Annotated in this window: 19 protein-coding genes; 10 read left to right on the forward strand and 9 right to left on the reverse strand. The window is 72.5% G+C overall.

Annotated elements, in window-relative coordinates; all coding sequences use genetic code 11:
- Window positions 1-24 precede the first annotated feature (24 nt).
- The gene (locus ACIBBF_RS12110; RefSeq protein ID WP_397413436.1) at window positions 25-996 is read left to right on the forward strand and encodes a universal stress protein; all 972 of its coding nucleotides are present in this window, start codon (window positions 25-27) and stop codon (window positions 994-996) included.
- A 72-nt stretch (window positions 997-1068) separates the two neighbouring features.
- Here the strand turns inward: ACIBBF_RS12110 and ACIBBF_RS12115 are convergent, their stop codons facing one another.
- From ACIBBF_RS12115 to ACIBBF_RS12130, 4 genes are all read right to left on the reverse strand, one after another.
- The gene (locus ACIBBF_RS12115) at window positions 1069-2343 is read right to left on the reverse strand and encodes an aminotransferase class I/II-fold pyridoxal phosphate-dependent enzyme (RefSeq protein WP_397413437.1); all 1275 of its coding nucleotides are present in this window, start codon (window positions 2341-2343) and stop codon (window positions 1069-1071) included.
- A gap of 16 nt (window positions 2344-2359) precedes the next feature.
- A complete protein-coding gene (rocD, locus tag ACIBBF_RS12120; protein WP_397413438.1) occupies window positions 2360-4282 on the reverse strand; it encodes an ornithine--oxo-acid transaminase in 1923 nt (640 codons plus the stop codon).
- Between the two features lie 76 nt (window positions 4283-4358).
- Window positions 4359-5135, reverse strand: coding sequence for a hypothetical protein (locus ACIBBF_RS12125; RefSeq protein WP_397413439.1), 777 nt, complete (start codon window positions 5133-5135; stop codon window positions 4359-4361).
- 1 nt (window position 5136) lies between these two features.
- A complete protein-coding gene (locus ACIBBF_RS12130) occupies window positions 5137-5619 on the reverse strand; it encodes an OsmC family protein (RefSeq protein WP_397413441.1) in 483 nt (160 codons plus the stop codon).
- A gap of 158 nt (window positions 5620-5777) precedes the next feature.
- Here ACIBBF_RS12130 and ACIBBF_RS12135 point away from each other — a divergent pair, with 158 nt between their 5' ends.
- Complete coding sequence (locus ACIBBF_RS12135) at window positions 5778-6425, forward strand: hypothetical protein (RefSeq protein ID WP_397413442.1); 648 nt, start codon at window positions 5778-5780, stop codon at window positions 6423-6425.
- A gap of 22 nt (window positions 6426-6447) precedes the next feature.
- On the opposite strand, the gene ACIBBF_RS12140 is transcribed toward ACIBBF_RS12135, so the two are convergent.
- Complete coding sequence (locus tag ACIBBF_RS12140; protein ID WP_397413444.1) at window positions 6448-7071, reverse strand: hypothetical protein; 624 nt, start codon at window positions 7069-7071, stop codon at window positions 6448-6450.
- A 123-nt stretch (window positions 7072-7194) separates the two neighbouring features.
- On the opposite strand from ACIBBF_RS12140, the gene ACIBBF_RS12145 reads away from it, so the two are divergent.
- Window positions 7195-7998: a thymidylate synthase gene (locus tag ACIBBF_RS12145; protein WP_397413446.1), complete on the forward strand. Its 804-nt coding sequence runs from the start codon at window positions 7195-7197 to the stop codon at window positions 7996-7998.
- Entirely contained in the window at window positions 7998-8513 is a 516-nt protein-coding gene (locus ACIBBF_RS12150) for a dihydrofolate reductase (protein ID WP_397413448.1), read from the forward strand. Before ACIBBF_RS12145 ends, ACIBBF_RS12150 begins: the two co-directional genes overlap by 1 nt.
- A gap of 87 nt (window positions 8514-8600) precedes the next feature.
- Here the strand turns inward: ACIBBF_RS12150 and xylB are convergent, their stop codons facing one another.
- Together xylB and xylA are read right to left on the reverse strand one after the other, a co-directional pair.
- Window positions 8601-10082 (reverse strand): xylulokinase, encoded by a 1482-nt coding sequence (xylB, locus tag ACIBBF_RS12155; RefSeq protein ID WP_397413449.1) that lies wholly within the window; start codon window positions 10080-10082, stop codon window positions 8601-8603.
- Between the two features lie 119 nt (window positions 10083-10201).
- Complete coding sequence (gene xylA / locus ACIBBF_RS12160; RefSeq protein WP_397413450.1) at window positions 10202-11356, reverse strand: xylose isomerase; 1155 nt, start codon at window positions 11354-11356, stop codon at window positions 10202-10204.
- Window positions 11357-11447: 91 nt separating this feature from the next.
- On the opposite strand from xylA, the gene ACIBBF_RS12165 reads away from it, so the two are divergent.
- On the forward strand, window positions 11448-12656 hold the full coding sequence (locus ACIBBF_RS12165; RefSeq protein WP_397413451.1) for an ROK family protein: 1209 nt from the start codon (window positions 11448-11450) through the stop codon (window positions 12654-12656).
- Window positions 12657-12674: 18 nt separating this feature from the next.
- Here ACIBBF_RS12165 and ACIBBF_RS12170 read toward each other — a convergent pair whose 3' ends face one another.
- The gene (locus ACIBBF_RS12170) at window positions 12675-13442 is read right to left on the reverse strand and encodes a GntR family transcriptional regulator (protein WP_397413452.1); all 768 of its coding nucleotides are present in this window, start codon (window positions 13440-13442) and stop codon (window positions 12675-12677) included.
- A 237-nt stretch (window positions 13443-13679) separates the two neighbouring features.
- Here ACIBBF_RS12170 and ehuB point away from each other — a divergent pair, with 237 nt between their 5' ends.
- From ehuB to ehuA, 4 genes are read left to right on the forward strand one after another with little or no spacing between them, the layout of a single operon-like run.
- A complete protein-coding gene (gene ehuB, locus ACIBBF_RS12175; protein WP_397413453.1) occupies window positions 13680-14621 on the forward strand; it encodes an ectoine/hydroxyectoine ABC transporter substrate-binding protein EhuB in 942 nt (313 codons plus the stop codon).
- A gap of 8 nt (window positions 14622-14629) precedes the next feature.
- Complete coding sequence (gene ehuC, locus ACIBBF_RS12180) at window positions 14630-15418, forward strand: ectoine/hydroxyectoine ABC transporter permease subunit EhuC (RefSeq protein ID WP_397413454.1); 789 nt, start codon at window positions 14630-14632, stop codon at window positions 15416-15418.
- Window positions 15411-16058, forward strand: a complete 648-nt coding sequence (gene ehuD / locus ACIBBF_RS12185) for an ectoine/hydroxyectoine ABC transporter permease subunit EhuD (protein WP_397413455.1) — start codon at window positions 15411-15413, stop codon at window positions 16056-16058. The genes ehuC and ehuD overlap by 8 nt, the downstream gene beginning before the upstream one ends.
- Window positions 16051-16830: an ectoine/hydroxyectoine ABC transporter ATP-binding protein EhuA gene (ehuA, locus tag ACIBBF_RS12190; RefSeq protein WP_397413457.1), complete on the forward strand. Its 780-nt coding sequence runs from the start codon at window positions 16051-16053 to the stop codon at window positions 16828-16830. The genes ehuD and ehuA overlap by 8 nt, the downstream gene beginning before the upstream one ends.
- Window positions 16831-16892: 62 nt before the next feature.
- Here ehuA and ACIBBF_RS12195 read toward each other — a convergent pair whose 3' ends face one another.
- Window positions 16893-17342 carry a MarR family transcriptional regulator gene (locus ACIBBF_RS12195; RefSeq protein WP_119142044.1) on the reverse strand — a complete coding sequence of 150 codons (450 nt, stop codon included), beginning with the start codon at window positions 17340-17342 and terminating at the stop codon, window positions 16893-16895.
- A gap of 169 nt (window positions 17343-17511) precedes the next feature.
- On the opposite strand from ACIBBF_RS12195, the gene ACIBBF_RS12200 reads away from it, so the two are divergent.
- A complete protein-coding gene (locus ACIBBF_RS12200) occupies window positions 17512-18360 on the forward strand; it encodes an aldo/keto reductase (RefSeq protein ID WP_397413458.1) in 849 nt (282 codons plus the stop codon).
- The last annotated feature ends 67 nt before the right edge of the window (window positions 18361-18427 follow it).

Here is an 18427-nt window from a genome sequence, read left to right on the forward strand (position 1 = left end):
CACTGCCGAGGAAAGGGCTGGGCGATGACACGATCCGAGGTCGTACTGGTCGGGGTGGACGGATCGGCCGCGAGCCTGCACGCGTTGGACTGGGCCACCGCTTACGCGCACCGCGTGGGCTGGTCGCTGCACATCGTGTGCAGCTACTCGCTGCCGTCGTTCACGGCGGCGTCGCTCGACGGGGGCTACGCGGCCCTCGACGACACCACCATCCAGGAGGGCGCGAAGTCCGTCCTTGCCGAGGCGGAGGCCCGCGTCGCCGACGCCGGGGTCCGCGCCACCACGGAGGTGGCCACGGGCGACGCGGCCGGCGTGCTCGTCGAGCTGTCGGCGGACTACGGCCTCGCCGTCGTCGGCACCCGCGGCCGGGGCGGTTTCACGGAGCGGCTGCTGGGTACGGTGTCGTCGGCCCTGCCGGCCCACGCGCAGTGTCCTGTCGTCGTGGTCCCGCTGCGAGCCGAGGCGAACCGGGGTGTCCCCTGGAACACGGCCGACGCCGGAACGCCGGCGTCGGGCACGGAGCCGACGGGCGTCGCACCCGGGGCGGCCGAGATCCGGGAGGTGCGCCGCATCGTCGTCGGCGTCGACGGGTCGCCGCAGGCCGAGCGGGCGCTGCAGCACGCGATCGTGCAGGCCAACGCGTGGGGCGCCGAGCTGACCGCCGTGACCGGGGTGCCCGTCGGCAACACCGGGTTCCTGGCGTGGCTGCCCTCGTCCATCGACCGCGAGCAGGTGCTGGCGGACGTCGGCGCCGGGATGGACGTGCTGGTCGACCGGTACGAGGCGGAGAACCCTGGGCTGCGGATCCGGCGGATCGTGCTCGACGGCACGGGGGCCGAGCTGCTCACGGAGTTCTCGACGGCGTCGGACCTCGTGGTGGTGGGTTCACGCGGGCGCGGTGGGTTCCGCGGGCTGCTGCTGGGCTCGACCAGCCAGGCCGTGCTGCACCACTCGGCGTGCCCGGTCCTGGTGATCAACAAGCACTGCCAGGACTGACCTCTCCGACGCCCTGCACAGGTCAGGCGCCCAGGTCGCTCCGGTGACCTGGGCGCCTGACGCGTGGGCGGGTCAGGGCCGGGCAGCCTCCGCGGCGGCCAGGAGGACGCACGTCGCCACGCCGTCCATCGCCGCGCGGACCTCGTCCAGCGGCGGCATCGAGGGCGCGAGGCGCACGTTCTTGTTCTCCGGGTCCTTCCCGTACGGGTGCGTGGCGCCGGCCGGCGTGAGCGCGATGCCCGCCTCCTTGGCGAGCTGCACCACGCGCGACGCCGTGCCCGGCGCGACGTCGAGCGACACGAAGTAGCCACCCTTCGGCTCCGTCCACGACGCGATGCCGTACCCGCCCAGGCGCTCGGCGAGGATCTGCACCACCGCCTCGAACTTGGGCGCCAGGATCTCGCGGTGCTTGCGCATGTGCGCGCGGACGCCGTCGGCCGAGCCGAAGAACATGGCGTGCCGCAGGTGGTTGACCTTGTCCGGGCCGATCGACGCGACCGACAGGTGCTTCTTGTACCAGGCGATGTTGGCCGGCGAGCTGCCGAGGAACGCGACGCCCGAACCCGCGAACGTGATCTTGGACGTGGACGCGAACAGGAGCACGCGGTCCGGGTGGCCGGCCTCCGCGGCCAGCGCGAGGGCGTTCGGACTGGTCACCTCGTCGTCGGTCAGGTGGTGGACGGCGTAGGCGTTGTCCCACATGATCCGGAAGTCCGGTGCGGCGGCCGGCATCGAGACGAGCGCGCGGGCGACGTCCTCGGTGATGACGGCGCCGTCCGGGTTGGAGTACGTGGGGACCACCCACATGCCCTTGATCGTCGGGTCGTCCGCGACGAGTGCCGCCACGGCCTGGGCGTCGGGCCCGTCCGCCGTCATCGGCACCGGGATCATCTCGATGCCGAGCGACTCGCAGATCGAGAAGTGCCGGTCGTAGCCCGGCACGGGGCAGATCCAGCGCACCTTCTCCTCGCGGGCCCACGGCTTCGGGGACTCGGGGAAGCCGAACAGCTCGGCGAACGCGACGACGTCGTGCATCGAGGTCAGCGACGCGTTGCCGCCCGCGAGGAGCTGCTCCACCGGCACGTCGAGCAGCTCGGCGAAGATGCGGCGGATCGCGAGGCCGCCGTCGAGGCCACCGTAGTTGCGCGTGTCCGTGCCCGTGTCGTCGGTGTGGGTGCCGACGCCCGGCAGGGCCAGCATCGCCTCGGCGAGGTCGAGCTGCTCCGCCGACGGCTTGCCGCGCGTGAGATCCAGCTTCAGGCCCTTGGCCTGAAGATCGGCGTAGGCCTGCTGGAGCTCGGCCAGGGCCGGAAGTGTTGCTGTCGGAGACGACGTCGTAGTGGTCACCTCCCGGAGCCTACGCTCAGCCGGCGGTCGGTGACAGTTCGGAGCGTCCACCCGTGCCGCCGGCCGGAGCACTGCCCTCGGCGGTCCCGGTGGCGTCGCCGGCTGCCGGGTCCTTGCCGTCCTCGGCCGGGGCCGGTGCGGCCTTGCGCCGGGAGGGGCGGGGCCGCCGGGGGAGCCGCTTCGCGAGCGGGGTCTTGGCCGACGGCGCGCTCGCCGCGGAGGGCGTCGCGGTGTCGTCGGCCGGGGCAGGACCGGGCTCGGGAGTGGGCCCAGAACTGGGCTCCGTGGTGGGCTCGGTGGCGGACGGCGCGTCGGCGGGGGCCTCCTGGGCCGAGCCGTCGGGTGCGCCTGCGGTGGCCTCGTTCGAGGAGGCCGTGTCCGACGGCGACGCGTCGGCGGGCATCCCGGGCGTGCCTGCCTCGCCAGCGGTTGCCTCGTCTGTGGTTGCTTCGTCTGTGGTTGCCTCGCCGGTGGTTGCCTCGTCCGTGGTCGCTTCGTCGGCGGATGCGCCTGTCGCGGGGACCTCGCCCGCGGTCGCCTCATCGGCGGCTTCGTCGGCGGGCGTCTCCGTTGCGGAGACCTCGTCTGCTGCCGGCAGCTCCGCAGACGCCTCTTCCGTCGGTACCTCTTCCACCGATGCGCCGTCCGCGGGTGTGTCCTGCGGCTGCGCGTCATCCAGGGAAGCGGCCACCACGCCGGGCGCCGCCGCCCCGCCCTGCTGCTCCTCGCGGAGCGCGAGCAGTGACTCCTCCAGGATGTCGAGCGCCATCTCCAGCTCGGGCTGCACGATCGACAGCGGTGGCGACAGACGGATCGTCGTGCCGTGCGTGTCCTTCGCGAGCACGCCGCGCTCCAGCAGCGCCTCGCACAGCTCGCGTCCGGTGCCGAGGGCCGGGTCCAGGTCGATGCCCGCCCACAGTCCCACCGTGCGGGCCTCGGTGAGGAGACCACGCTCCACCAGCGCGTCGAGCCTCGCCCTGAGCACCCTGCCCGACGCCGCGGCCCGCGCCTGGTACTGCCCGGTCGAGAGCAGGTCGAGCGCGGCGATGCCCACCGCGCAGGCCAGCGGGTTGCCGCCGAACGTCGAGCCGTGGGTGCCCGGGGTCAGGACGCCGAGGATCTCCGGCCTGCCGACCACCGCCGAGACCGGCACGATGCCGCCCCCGAGCGCCTTGCCGAGACAGACCAGGTCCGGCCGCACGTCCCAGAGCTCGCACGCGAGCGTGGTTCCGGTGCGGCCCAGGCCCGACTGGACCTCGTCGGCGACCAGGGCGATGTCCCGCCGCGCGGTGAGCTCGCGCACGCCGGGCCAGTAGTCGTCGGGCGGCACCACGACGCCGGCCTCGCCCTGCACCGGCTCCAGCAGCACGGCCACCGTGGTGTCGTCCACGGCGTCGGCCAGCGCGGCGAGGTCGCCGAACGGGACCCGGCGGAACCCGGGCGCGAAGGGGCCGAAGCCGTCGCGGGACGCCGGGTCGTCCGACAGGCCGACCAGCGTGGTGGTGCGGCCGTGGAAGTTGCCGTCGGCGACCACGATCGTCGCCTGGTCCTCCGGCACGCCGCGCACGTCGTAGCCCCACTTGCGGACCGCCTTGATCGCGGTCTCCACGGCCTCGGCGCCGGTGTTCATCGGCACCACGAGGCTGTCCTCGCCGCCGGTCGTCAGCGGTCCGACGACCTCGACGAGCCGCTGCGCGAACTCCTCGAGCCGGTCGTGGTCGAACGCGCGCGACGTGAGCGTCACCTGGCGCAGCTGCGACATCGCGGCGGCGATCAGCCCCTGGTGCAGGTGCCCGAAGTTCAGGGCGGAGTACCCCGACAGGAAGTCGAGGAACTCGTTGCCGTCCGTGTCCCACACGTGGGTGCCATGGGCCCGCGCGATGGTGATGGGCAGGGGGTGGTACGTCGGAGCGAGTGCGCCGTGCGTCGTGTCCGCCATGCACCGCAGCCTAGAGCGGGTCCTGCGATCGCGCCGGTCAACGGCATATACCGGGCCGCCCGACGCCGGGGCCGGGCTACTTCTGCTCGATGACCCGGGGGAAGCGCTCCGGCGGGGCGCCGAACGCGACCCGGGACTGCGCGATCACGGTGTGGCCGAGGGCACGCGCCCCGAACACGCCCACGACCGCCCCGATGCCGAACGGCAGGATGCGGCCCAGCATGAGGCTGCCCTGCTTGGCGACCTGCCGCTGGACGAACCGGTGCGTCAGCGCCTTGTTCACGCGGTGCAGGGTGGTGCGCGGCATGCTCGTGAGCAGCACCTTGCCCCAGGCGACGCCCGATCCGCCGATGGCATCCTCCACGTCCTGTGCGCCCTTGTCGCCGAGCACCGTGGCCAGGAGCAGCGCCCGACGGCGCGGGACGTCCTGGACGTCGATGCCGTGCACGTCCGCCACCGCGAGCGAGAAGGCCGCGGACGAGGCGAAGAACGTCGCGATGTCGCTCGTGGACAGGGCGATGCCCGCTGCGGTGCCGACCGCGGGGATGGCCGCGGCCGCGCCGACGGCACCGCCCGTGGTCTGGATGACGCGCAGGTACTCCTTCTCCAGGAGCTTGACGATCTGGGCCGGGGTGGCGTCGGGGTTCCTGGCCCGCACCTTGTCCACATGCTTGTGGATGGTCGCCGACGGGATCGTGACCGCCCGGTCGACCAGGTAGTCGAGCGGGCTGTCCGGCTTGTACCTGACCCAGTCCGCCGGGGTCACCTCGACCGAATCGTCCGGCTTGACGATCGCGTCACCCGGTACGGCCTGACCGTTCGGTCCTGAGGCGGTCACTTTCTCGTCGGCCATGTCAGCCCTCCGTCGGCTGCTCGAAGATCGCGTCCGGGATCTGGGCGCCGGCCTTGAGCGTACGGCCGACGGTGCATGCCTTGTCGATCGACCGCTGGGCGATCGTCAGAAGCTTCGCACGGTCCTCCTCGTCGAGCATGGAGAGGTCGATCTCGAACCTCTCCGTGAGCACCGGGTACCGGTCCTCCGACACGAGCTTCGGGTCCTCGACGCGGATCGTGGTCCGGTAGTCGTCACCGAGCCGCCGCGCGAACGCCTTGTCGCTGCTCATGCCGGCGCACGCGGCGAGCGCGATCTTCAGCAGCTCGCCCGGCGTGAACACGGCTCCCGCCTCGGCCGGGCCGATGTCGACGCGCGCGCCCCGGGCCGAGAAGCCCGTGTAGGTGCGGGTGCCGTTGCGCTCCACCCACAGCGGGTCCGTGGGCGAAGGCGTCGCGGCATCGGCTGCGCGCGTGGCGTCCGAGGTGGTGGTCTGCTCCGTCATGAGGGTCATCCTTCCACTGGTCACCGACACGGTCACGGAGCCGGGTCGTACGGCCCGGTCGGTCGGCCCGGTGTTCAACGCGGACGAGGTCCGCAACGTTCCCGCGGGCGGACGCGTTCGGCGGGCGGAGCAGGTCGGCCGCTGCGACGATCGTCTCCATGACGGAGAAGGCGAGCGACGGGCCCCGGGCGACCGGCGCGGCAGCGGGCGGTCCCGGCGGCACCGGCGGTCCCAGCGGCACCGGCGCGCCCGGCGGGACGGGCGCGCCCGGCAAAGGCGCCGGTGCGCGATGGCGACCGGACTGGCGCGACGTCGTCAAGCGGCTGCTCGGCGTCGTGGCCGTGATCGTGGCCGTGTGGCTGGTCTACCTGTTCCTGTCGGCGTTCCTGCCGCGCTGGTGGGCCCAGGTGATCGGCAACGCGGTGGACGGCTCCTTCGCCGCGGGGGCCTGGTGGGGCCTGGTCGTCGGAGCGGTGTTCACGATCGTGCCGCTGCTCCTGGTCACGCAGGCGGCCCTGCCGAACCGGTCCTGGCCGGTGCGGGGCGGGTTCGTGGTGGCAGCCGCGCTCTTCGCGGTGCCCAACCTGCTGACGCTGGGCATCGTACTGGGCACGTCGTCCGCGGCACACGCCGGTGAGCGGATCCTCGACGTCGACGGCCCCGCCTTCCGGGGCGGCAGCGCGTGGGGCGCGGTGCTGGGTGCCCTGGTGGCGATCGTCGTCGTCACGATGAGCGCGCTGTACCGCCGTCGTGGCCGGCACCTGCGCGAGCTGCGGGCGCAGCAGGAGGGCCGGCAGCAGCGCTGACCCCGCGACGGTCAGGTCGCGGTCAGGACAGGACCTGCGCCGGGTCGTGCCCGAGGTCACGGACCAGCCCTTCCATGGCCGCCTGCCGGTGCCTGCGGCTCAGGTCCCGCCAGACCGGCACGGGGACGGGCCGCACCACGACGGCGTTCGGGTCGCCGTCCGCCCCGATGTGCAGGGCGTCCATCGAGCTGAGCCCGATCCGGGCGAGCACCACCCGGACCTCGCCGGCGCCCGGCCGCGGCACCGACCACAGAGGTTCCTGCCCGTCCCGTCCCCAGAGCTCGACCCGGTCGGGGAGCAGCACCAGCACGGTGTGCCTCGACCCGTCGGGCCGGATGGCCCGCTGGTCCACGCCGAGCCGGGCCGCGGTCTCGACCATCGACGTGGCGGGCACGGTGAGCACCACCGTCGCGCCGGGTCGCCGGCCGGCCACCTGCCGGAGCGCGGCGCGGGTGCGCGAGTCGAGGATCGCGTAGACCACCGCCACGATCACCACGACGGCGACCAGCCCGACCGCGACCGGCCACAACGCCGACGTCCCCGCGATCCCGCCGGCGAGGCGGATCACCGCGGCGAGCCCCACCGCGACCACCGCCACCCACAGCACCGGCGAACGCTTGACCCGTGAACCCACCTGCTCAGGCATGCAGCCCCTCCTCGTCGGTGCCGCCGAGTATGGCAGGTGCGGGACGTCTCGCTCCACGACCGGGGCGTACCGGTCCGCGAGCCGGGAGGGCACCCTGGCCCGGCTGCGGCATAGGCTGGCCGCATGACCGTGATCGAGACCCCGTACGAGGACCTGCTCCGCGACGTGCTGGCCACCGGCACCCGCAAGGGCGACCGGACCGGTACGGGTACGCGCAGCGTCTTCGGCCGGCAGATCCGGTACGACCTCGCGCAGGGCTTCCCCCTGATCACCACCAAGCGCGTGCACCTCAAGTCGGTGGTCTACGAGCTGCTGTGGTTCCTGCGTGGCGACTCCAACGTCCGCTGGCTGCAGGAGCGCGGCGTCAAGATCTGGGACGACTGGGCCGACGAGTCGGGCGAGCTGGGCCCGGTCTACGGCGTCCAGTGGCGCTCCTGGCCCACGCCCGACGGCGGCCACGTGGACCAGATCGCGAAGGTCGTGGAGCAGATCCGCACCAACCCGGACTCGCGGCGGCACGTCGTCACGGCGTGGAACCCGGCCGAGGTGGACGACATGGCTCTCCCGCCGTGCCACGCCCTGTTCCAGTTCTACGTGGCGGACGGCAGGCTGAGCTGCCAGCTCTACCAGCGCTCCGCCGACCTGTTCCTGGGCGTCCCGTTCAACATCGCCTCGTACGCGCTGCTCACGCACATGGTCGCGGCGCAGACCGGGCTCGAGGTCGGCGAGTTCGTCTGGACGGGCGGTGACGTGCACATCTACGACAACCACGTGGAGCAGGTCGAGACGCAGCTCGCCCGCGACCCCTACCCGTACCCGTCGCTCCGCCTCGCCCCGCGCGACTCGATCTTCGACTACGAGTACGAGGACGTCGAGGTGCTGGGCTACGTCTCGCACCCCACCATCAAGGCACCGATCGCGGTCTGATGATCGGGCTCATCTGGGGACAGGCGCGCGACGCCGCCGGCCGGCCGGTCATCGGCGCCGGTGGTGACATCCCGTGGCGCGTTCCCGAGGACTTCGCGCACTTCAAGCAGACCACCGCGGGCCACCCCGTCGTCATGGGCCGGCTCACGTGGGAGTCGCTGCCGAAGCGCCCGCTGCCCGGGCGCACCAACATCGTGGTCTCCTCGCACGGCCCGCACGGGGTGCCGGACGCCGGGGGCGACGTCGTCGCGGCCGGCACGCTCGGCGAGGCGCTCGCGGTCGCCGCGGACGCGCCCGGCGGCGACGAGACCTGGGTGATCGGCGGTTCCCAGATCTACAGCGAGGCGCTCCCGGTGGCCGACCTGCTGGACGTCTGCGAGATCAACACCGAGGTCGAGGGCGACGCCTTCGCCCCCGAGATCGGGCCGGAGTGGGCGGTCGCCTCGGCGACGGAGTGGACGACGTCGTCCTCCGGGCTCCGGTTCCGGCACCTGCGCTACACGCGCGCGGAGTGACGCTGCCGCCCCGGTGACCACCGGCGAGGCGCCCGCGCCCGCCCTGCGTCAGCGGGCCTGACGAGGCGCGGGCGCCGGCGTCGCGGATCAGACCAGGTCGCGGACCGCTGCGTACTGCTCGCGGACGACCGGCTTCGGGTCGGCCTCCAGCGTGGTCGCGATCGTCGTCGACCAGGCGGGCGCGGCGACGTCGTCGGTCCCGCCCGCCGCCGCGAGCGTCCACGCGGCCTGGCGCGCGGCGCCGTCGGCCACGTACTCGCCGGGCTCCGGGATGCTGATCGGCAGGCCGAAGACCTGGGGGGCGATCTGCTGCACGGCCGGCGACTGCGCCGCGCCGCCGATCAGCATCACGCGCTCGACGGAGACGCCCTGCGCCCGCAGGGCGTCCAGGCCGTCCGCGAGGCCGGAGAGCATGCCCTCGATGTAGGCGCGGGCCAGGTGCGGACGCGTCGACGTGGCGAGGCGGATGCCGTGCAGCGTGCCGGTGGCGTCGGGCCGGTTGGGCGTGCGCTCGCCCTCCAGGTACGGGACCAGGACGAGGCCGTCGGACCCGGGCGGGGCCTGGAGGGCCAGCTCGGCCAGCTCGTCGAAGTTCACGTCGAGCACGGCGCGGGCCGCGTCCAGCACGCGCGCCGCGTTGAGCGTGACGGCGAGCATGAGCGCGTTGCCGGTCGCGTCGGCGAAGCCGTTGATCGCGCCGGACCCGTCGGCGGTGCGCTGCGGCGCGACGGCGGAGACCACGCCCGAGGTGCCGATCGAGATGGCGATGTCGCCCGGCGTCATGCCGAGCCCGAGGGACGCCCCGGCGTTGTCGCCCGCGCCGGGCCCGATCAGGGCGCCGCCCTCGACCTCGGAACCGGCGACGCTCGGGTGCGCCACGGCACCTGCCTCGGTCACGCCGACCACACGCGGCAGCACGACGTCGGTCCGCCCCAGGGCGCGTTCGAGCAGGTCAGGTCGGTATTGACCGGTCGAGGCGTCGTAGTAGCCGGTGCCCGACGCGTCCGACCGGTCGGTGAAGAGCTTGTCGAGCTGCGGTCCGAGCGGAGCGGTCGGGTCGTCCGCCGGGCCGTAGCCCGCGATGCGCCAGGACAGCCAGTCGTGGGGGAGCGCCACGGCGGCGACGCGTGCCGCGTTCTCGGGCTCGTTGTCGCGCAGCCAGCGGAGCTTGGTGATCGTCAGGGAGGCCACGAGCACGGAGCCGACGGCGTCGGCCCAGGCCTGGGCGCCCGCCTCGCGGTCACCGTCGCCCAGCTCGCTGATCAGGGTCTCGGCCGACGGCGCGGAGCGGGTGTCGTTCCACAGGAGGGCGTCGCGGACCACTCGTCCCTCGGCGTCGAGGGCGACCATGCCGTGCTGCTGGCCGCCCACGGCGAGGGCCGCGACGTCGGACAGGCCGCCGGCAGCGGCTGCCGCCTCGCCGAAGGCGTCCCACCAGTGCTGCGGGTCCACCTCCGTGCCGTCCGGGTGCTTGGCGGAACCGGTGCGGACCAGCGCGCCGGTCTCGGCGTCGCGCACGACGATCTTGCAGGACTGCGTGGACGTGTCCACGCCGGCGACGAGGGGCATCGATGCTCCAGGAAGTTCAGGGGAAGGGATTGGCCACGCTACCGCGCGCCCCATCCGTTGAGTGCTGGATATTCGCCCTGTTGTACGGGCGAATATCCAGCACTCGACGGACCAGAGGGTCAGCCGATCAGGTGCTTCAGGGCCAGCTGGTGGAGGCGGACCAGGCCGTAGTCCTTCTCCGCCAGGGCGTCCACGTCCGGGTCCGCCTCGGCCAGGAAGGAGTCGAACGTCTCGCCCTCCGCCAGGGTCGACTGGCCGAGCTCGAAGAGGCCCGCGTGCTCGAAGGCCGCCTGGACCTCGGCGTCGGCCCGGTACTGCGCGGCCTTGGCGGCGAGCATGTCGTAGGTCTCCATGTTGGCCTTGGCCGACTCCCACACGCCGTCGAGGTACTCGGTGCGCGAGGGCTTGTAGTCGAAGTGGCGGTAGCCCTCGAAACGCGGCCCGCCGTTCGGGAAGCCGTTCTCCAGCAGGTCGACCGTGAAGAACGCGGACAGCAGGTCGCCGTGACCGAACACGAGGTCCTGGTCGTACCGCGGGCCGTGCTGGCCGTTCAGGTCGATGTGGAAGAGCTTGCCGAGGTACAGCGCCAGCGCGATGCCGTGCGTGTAGTTGAGGCCGGCCATCTGCTCGTGGCCCGTCTCCGGGTTGATGCCCACGATGTCGCCGTTGTCGAGCGAGTTGATCAGCGCGATGGCGTGGCCGATGGTCGGCAGGAAGATGTCGCCGCGCGGCTCGTTGGGCTTGGGCTCCAGGGCGATCTTCAGCCCGTAGCCCTTCTCCTTGATGTACGAGGCGACGGTGTCGATGCCCTCGGCGTAGCGCGCGTGCGCGGCGTGCAGGTCCTTCGAGTTGTCGTACTCCGTGCCCTCGCGGCCACCCCACATGACGAACGTGGAGGCGCCCATGTCGGCGGCCAGGTCCACGTTGCGCAGCACCTTGCGCAGGCCGAAGCGGCGCACCTCACGGTTGTTGGAGGTGAACGCGCCGTCCTTGAAGACGGGGTGCGTGAAGGTGTTGGTCGTCACCGTGGTGCAGACCAGGCCGGTCTCGGCGGCGGCCTTCTTGACGGAGTCGATGTGCTTCTGGCGCGCGGCGTCGTCCGACCCGAACGGGAAGACGTCGTTGTCGTGGAACGTGAAGCCGGCGGCGCCGAGGTCCGCGAGCTTGCGGATGGACTCGGCCGGGTCCAGGTCGGGGCGGGTCGCCGTGCCGAACGGGTCGTTGCCGGGCCAGCCGACGGTCCACAGGCCGAACGAGTACTTGATGTCGCTCACGGGGGTCTCCTCATCGAGGGCGGCCCCGCGATGCGGCGCCGCATTTGTTGTACGGATGAACTATTACGCGACGTTCGGCTACAGTCAAGGCGTGACCAACGCCGGGACCGCACGCGAGACCTCCACGCGGACGGGCCCCGCCGCGGCCCGTCAGCACAGCCTGCGCGAGCACAACCTGGAGCTCGTCGCCCGCGCGGTGTTCGAGGTCCCGGAACCACTGTCGCGCGCGGGCGTGGCCGCCGCGACCGGCCTGGCCCGCGCCACGGTGTCGACGCTGGTGGACCAGCTCGTCGCCGCCGGGCTCGTGCGCGAGCTGCCCGCCGTGACCGGGGGCCGCGCCGGCCGGCCCGCCGTCCCGCTGATCCCCGCGCCGCGGACCGTCGTCGGCCTCGGGCTCGAGGTCAACGTGGACTACCTCGGCGTGCGTGTGGTCGATCTCACGGGCGACGTGGTCGCCGAGCGGGTGGTCCCCGGCTCGTTCCACGACAGCGACCCGACGGCGGTGCTCGCCCGGCTCGGCGAGCTCGCCCGCGAGGTGTCGCGCGAGGTCACCGCCGCGGACATGACCGTCGCCGGCGGCCGGCTGGCCCTGCCCGGGCTCGTCGACCCGCGTACCGGGCTGCTCCAGGTGGCGCCCAACCTCGGCTGGTCGTCCCTCGAACCGGTCCCGCTGCTGGGGCTCGGTGAGCTCGACGTGCGTGTCGCCAACGAGGCCAAGCTCGCGGCGCTCGCCGAGCTGGCCGGCGGGTCCGACGTCGCGGCGCCCGACTCGTTCGTCTTCGTGTCCGGCGACGTCGGCATCGGTGCGGCGATCGTCGTCGACCGCGCGCTCTTCCTGGGGGAGCGTGGCTGGAACGGTGAGATCGGCCACGTCGTCGTCGACCCGGCCGGGCCGCGCTGCTCGTGCGGCGCGTTCGGCTGCCTGGAGCAGTACGCGGGCAAGGAGGCGATGATGCGGGCCGCCGGCCTGCCGCCGGACGCCCCGCTCGACGCGTTGGTCAGCCTCCTGGCCGACGCCGGCAGCCGCGCCGTCCTGCCGGCCGGGCGGGCGCTCGGTTCCGCGCTCGCCGACTTCGTGAACCTGCTCGACGTCGGCACGATCGTCCTGGGCGGCGCGTACGCCGAGCTGATGCCCTGGCTCCGCGCCGACGTCGAGGCGGTGCTCGACGACCGCGTGCTCGCCGCGCCGTTCGTCGACCTGGAGGTGCGGGCCGCGCAGGCCGGGCCGCACGCGGCGCTCACCGGCGGGGCGCGCGAGGTGCTGCGAGCGGTGCTGGCGGACCCGGCGGCCTGGGTCTGAGCCTGCGGACCGGACCGCCTAGGGCTCGTCCGGCGTGTCGATCGGGCCGAGCGTGATCTCGGGGGCGTCGGCCGGTTCCTCCAGCGTCTCCACGGGCTCGTCGTCCCGGCCGAGCAGGCGCGCGACGGCGCCGTCCAGCATCTCGGTCAGGCAGGTGACGAGGCCGGTCTCGTCGCGCGCCTCCAGGCGCTCGACGATCACCGCGTGCGCGTCGGCGGTGTCCTTGCGCACCACGTACTCGTCGCTCACGGTGAACGTGGCCATCCGCACCTCGACGATGAGCGTGGTCATCCAGCGGGTCAGCCAGGGGTTGCCCGCCGCGGCGACGAGCGCCCAGTGCAGGTTCAGGTCGGCGCCGCCCACCCGGCGCGCGTCCTTGGTCCGGTTCGCGGCGACCAGCTCGTCGTGCGCCTGGCGGACGCCGGCGACGGCCGCGTCGTCCCCCGACCGCACCAGCAGCCGCGCCGCGGTGGTCTCGACCGACTTGCGGGCCTCGTAGAGCGCGGGCAGCCGGTCCGGTCCGATGGTCGCCACGCGCATGCCGCGCCCCGGCGTCGCCACCAGCAGGCCCTCCTGGACCAGGCGCTGGGCCGCCTCGCGCAGCGGGCCACGGCTCACGCCGAGCTGGGCCGCGACCTCGACCTCGCGGATCGGCGAGCCGACGGCGAGCGCACCCGCGTACACGGCGTTCCGCAGCTCCGTCTGGATCAGGTCGACGGTCGAGGGACGCGTCACACGTGAGAAGGACGGTGCGGTCGCCAGGGTGGCCCGCGGCGGGTGGGACATCGGTGCTCCTTCCATGAGCGCACGTCGATGACGACATCATCCCCGGTGCGCGGGCTGCTGTGCGGCAACGGCAGGGGGTCGGGGCGGTGCCGGCCGGGTGAACTTGTGGATTGTAGACAATCCTAATGTCGAACGCTAGATTGTCGGATCGTCCGATGTCGCGCTACGGTGCCACTCGTCCGTGAACTCCAGCCCACCCAGGCTTTGCCCTAGGCGCCGGGTGGCGTGAAGGGAATCATGTCTAGATCAAGCGTCCGCCCGCTCCGCCGAGCCATGCTCGCGGCAGGTTCAGCACTCGCCCTCGTCGCGTTGGCTGCCTGCTCGTCCACGGCTCCGGACGCGACCGGCGGAAACGACGCCGACGCGCTCCAGCAGCTCCAGGACGACGGCTCCGTCACCGTCGCGTTCAACGGCGAGGAGCCCTACAGCTTCGAGGACGCCGGTGACCTCACCGGCGCCACGATCGCGCTGGACCAGGAGATCTTCGGCGAGCTCGGCGTCGACGACGTCGAGGGCGTCCAGACCGAGTGGAACTCGCTCATCCCGGGCCTGACCGCGGGCCGTTACGACACGGTCAGCGCCGGCATGTCGATCCTTCCCGAGCGGTGCGAGCAGGCCCTGTTCTCCGAGCCGCAGATCATGTACACCACGGCCTTCCTGGTGCCGGAGGGCAACCCGGACAACCTGACGGACATGCAGTCCGCCCAGGACGCCGGGGTCAAGCTCGCCGTGCTCAGCGGCGCGATCGAGGCCGGCTACGCCAACGAGCTGGGCATCGACAAGATCGAGGTCGGTGCGGCTCAGGACGGCCTGGACGCCGTCACGAGCGGTCGTGCCGACGCGTTCGCCCTGACCGCGATCTCGCTGAAGACCCTCGAGCAGAAGACCGACGCCCCGATCGAGGTCACCGACTCGTTCGTGGCCGAGCTCGACGGCGTGCCGCAGATCGGCGCGGGTGCCGAGGTCTTCCCGAAGGGCCAGGAGGCGCTGCGCGACGCGTACAACGAGAAGCTCGCGGAGATCGTCGCGGACGAGGAGCGCTGGCTGGAGATCGTGGGCCCGTTCGGGTTCACGGCTGCCGAGCGCCCCGTGGAGGGCCTGACCACCGAGAAGCTCTGCGAGGGTGACCTCGAGTCGCTGGCCGAGGAGCTGGCTCCGGAGCTCGGCCTGGACGGCTGACCGACCACGTGTCCGACAACCTCCAGATCCTCGCCGGGCTGCTCCCGCAGCTCGGCGAGGGCATTCTCGTCACGCTCGAGCTCACGCTCGGCGGTGCGGTGCTCGCGCTGTTCATCGCGTTCACGCTGGGTCTCGCCTCGCGTGCCCGGACGCGCTGGGCGCGGATCCCGTCCCGTGTGGTCGTCGAGTTCTTCCGCGGCACGTCCCTCGTGGTCCAGATCTTCTGGATGTACTACGTGCTGCCGCTACCGCCCTTCTACGTCGAGCTCGACCCGCTCGCCTGCGGCATCGTCGCGCTCGGTCTCAACTACGGGGCGTACGCCTCCGAGGTGGTGCGCGGATCGATCAACTCGGTGCCCCGCGGGCAGTGGGAGGCGGCCACGGCCCTCGACCTCGGCCCCGTGCACCGGCTGCGCCGCGTGATCATGCCCCAGGCGTGGCCGCTGATGATCCCGATGTTCACCAACCTGCTGATCCAGCTCGTCAAGGGTTCGGCGCTCGCGGCGTACATCACGCTGCACGACCTCAACTTCTTCGCCGGCGAGCTGCGCCAGCGCACGTCCGACACGGTGTTCTCCTACACGGTGGGCCTCCTGCTCTACTTCGCGTTCGCCTACCTGCTCACGCTGGTCATGAACGCGATCGAGGTGCGGGCGAAGCACCGGGTCGGTGTGGGTCCGTCGCTGCGCGAGGTGCTGCGGCTGACGCCGTCGGCCTCCGTGGCCTCGGGTGCCGCCGCGCCGGCCCCGGCGTCGCCGTCCGTCACTGCCGCGAAGGGAGGTGCCGACCATGACTGAGACCGAGGCATGGAGCTGGGAGCACGCCGCCGCGGTGCTCCCCGCGCTCCTCGAAGGGTTGCAGATCACGGTCCTGGCGACCGTGGTCGGCATGGTCATCGCGGCGATCCTGGGCCTGGTCGTCGCCGTGGTGCGGCGGTCGAGCCTGCGGGTCGTCACCGTCCCGGTGGCCGTGGTGGTGGAGTTCATCCGGTCCACGCCGCTGCTGGTGCAGCTCGTCTTCGCCAACCTGATCTTCACCCAGTTCCCGTCGCTCGCGATCGGGTGCGTGGTGCTCGGCGTCCACTACGCGACGTACATGTCCGAGGTGTACCGCGCGGGGATCGACGCCGTGCCGAAGGGCCAGTGGGAGGCGGCGATCGCGCTCGACCTGCCGAGGCGCCGCACCTGGACCGCCGTCGTGCTGCCGCAGGCCGTCCGCAACACGCTGCCCGGGCTGGGCAACTACGCCATCTCCATGTTCAAGGAGACGCCGTTCCTGTTCGCGATCGGGGTGGTCGAGATGTACACCGCGGCCCAGCAGTACGGCGGGAACAACTTCCGCTACATCGAGGCGATCACCATGGTCGGCCTGCTCTTCCTCCTGGTGAGCTACCCGACCTCGCTGCTCGTCCGCCGATTGGAGAACCGCCTTGCTTGACACCGACATCAGACCCGCCATCCAGTTCCAGGGGGTGGGCAAGCGCTTCGGCGACAACGTCGTGCTCGACGGGCTGGACTTCTCGGTCGCCGCGGGCGACCGGGTGACCCTGATCGGCCCGTCCGGCTCCGGCAAGACGACCATCCTGCGCCTGCTCATGACGCTGGAGGAGGCGAACGACGGCCTCATCCTCGTCGACGGCGATCCCTACACGCACGAGATCCGCGGCGGCAAGCGGGTCGCCATCCCCGAGAAGCGGCGCAGCCTCGTGCGGCGCCGGGTCGGGATGGTGTTCCAGCAGTTCAACCTGTTCCCCAACATGTCCGTGCTGGAGAACATCATCGAGGCGCCGGTGCACGTGCTCGGCGTGCCGAAGGCCGAGGCGATCGCCAAGGCCGAGGACCTGCTGGAGCGCGTGGGCCTGGCCGACAAGCGCGACGCCCGGTGCACGCAGCTCTCGGGCGGGCAGCAGCAGCGCGTCGCCATCGCACGGGCCCTGGCCATGGAGCCGGAGATCCTGCTGCTGGACGAGGTGACCTCCGCGCTGGACCCGGAGCTCGTGGCCGACGTGCTCGGGGTGCTCCGCACCATCGCCGAGACCACGGACATCACCATGCTGATCGTGACGCACGAGATGCAGTTCGCCCGGGAGGTCTCCAACCGGGTGCTGATGTTCGACGGCGGCAAGATCATCGAGGAGGCAGACCCGGAGACGATCTTCACGTCCCCGCAGAACGAGCGGACCCAGGAGTTCCTCCGCGCGATCCTCTGACACCGACGACGCGAGGGGCCGGATCCGACGGATCCGGCCCCTCGCGTCGTCCTCGGGGTGCGTCAGACCGCCGCGCCCACGCCCCCCAGCGTGCCCACGAGCCCGGCGAGCTCCGGCACCTGTTCCGCCTCCTGCAGCGCCTCGTGCAGCGCGCGGTCGTGCGTCGGCCGCGCCGCCAGCAGCAGCTTCTCGCCCGACGGCGTGAGCTCGGTGTAGATGCCGCGCCGGTCGTCCTGGCAGAGCACGCGGGTGAGCAGTGCGCGGTCCTCCAGGCGGTTGACCAGCCGCGTCGTCGCGCTCGGGGAGAGCGCGGCGGCGCGGCCGAGCTGCTGCATGCGCATGTGCCAGCCGTCCTGGCGGGACAGCGCGTCCAGCACCGTGTACTCCACGACGGACAGGCCGTGCTCGGCCTGCAGTGCGCGCTCCAGCGCGGTGTCGATCATGCCGTGCAGCGCGGCGAGCGTGCGCCAGCCCTGGGCACGGATCTCGACGGCGTCGTCGGCGATTCCCATGAGCCCTCCTCTGCGCCCGTCCGGCGGGCGTGATGTCTGTCTCCAACTATAGCGCTTGTGCAACTAGTGCGCGCATGCAAATATCTAGAAGGCGCGTGCAACTAACCGCGTGCGCCAGGTGTCCGCGTACGCACAGCAGGCACCGTCCGGAGAACAGCAAGGAGTCGTCATGTCATCCCCCGCCGAGATCCCCGCCGTCGTCCTCCCCAACGCCGTCCGTCCGGGAGCGACCATGCCCCAGGTCGGGTTCGGCGTCTTCCAGGTGCCCGACGCCGAGACCACCCGCGCCGTCGGCCACGCGCTGGAGGCCGGCTACCGGAGCATCGACACGGCAGCGGCCTACGGCAACGAGGCGGGTGTGGGCCGCGCTCTGGCAGCCTCCGGCCTCGCCCGTGACGACGTGTTCGTCACCAGCAAGCTGTGGACCGACTCCATGGCGCGCGACGCCGTGCGTCCGGCCCTGGAGCGCAGCCTGGAGCTGCTCGGTCTCGACGTCCTCGACCTGTACCTGATCCACTGGCCCGCGCCGGGCCGCGGGCAGGCCGTCGCCGCCTGGGAGGGGCTCGTCGAGGCCCGCGAGGCGGGCCTGGTCCGGGAGATCGGCGTCTCCAACTTCGAGCCCGCGCACCTCGACGCGATCGTCGCGGCGACCGGCGTGCGGCCCGTCGTCAACCAGGTCGAGCTGCACCCGGCCCTCCAGCAGCGCGAGCTGCGGGCGCACCACGCGGACCTCGGCGTCGTCACCGAGGCGTGGAGCCCGCTCGCGCAGGGCGCGGTCCTCGACGAGCCGGCCGTGACCGATGCCGCCCGCGCGCACGGCGCGTCCGCCGCGCAGGTGGTGCTGCGCTGGCACCTGCAGCACGGGAACGTCGTGATCCCCAAGTCGGTCACGCCCGCGCGCATCGCCTCGAACCTCGACGTGCTCGGGTTCGAGCTCACCGCACAGGAGGTCGCCGCGATCGACGCCCTCGACCGGGACGGCCGCACCGGCCCGCACCCCGACCGCTTCGACGGCTGACGGCCCCCGGCCCCCGCCTTGCCCCGGCCCCGCCGGGAGAACCCAGCACCTCCACCAGTACCTCAAG

Source organism: Promicromonospora sp. NPDC050880 (assembly GCF_044456525.1).
Taxonomy (GTDB): domain Bacteria; phylum Actinomycetota; class Actinomycetes; order Actinomycetales; family Cellulomonadaceae; genus Promicromonospora.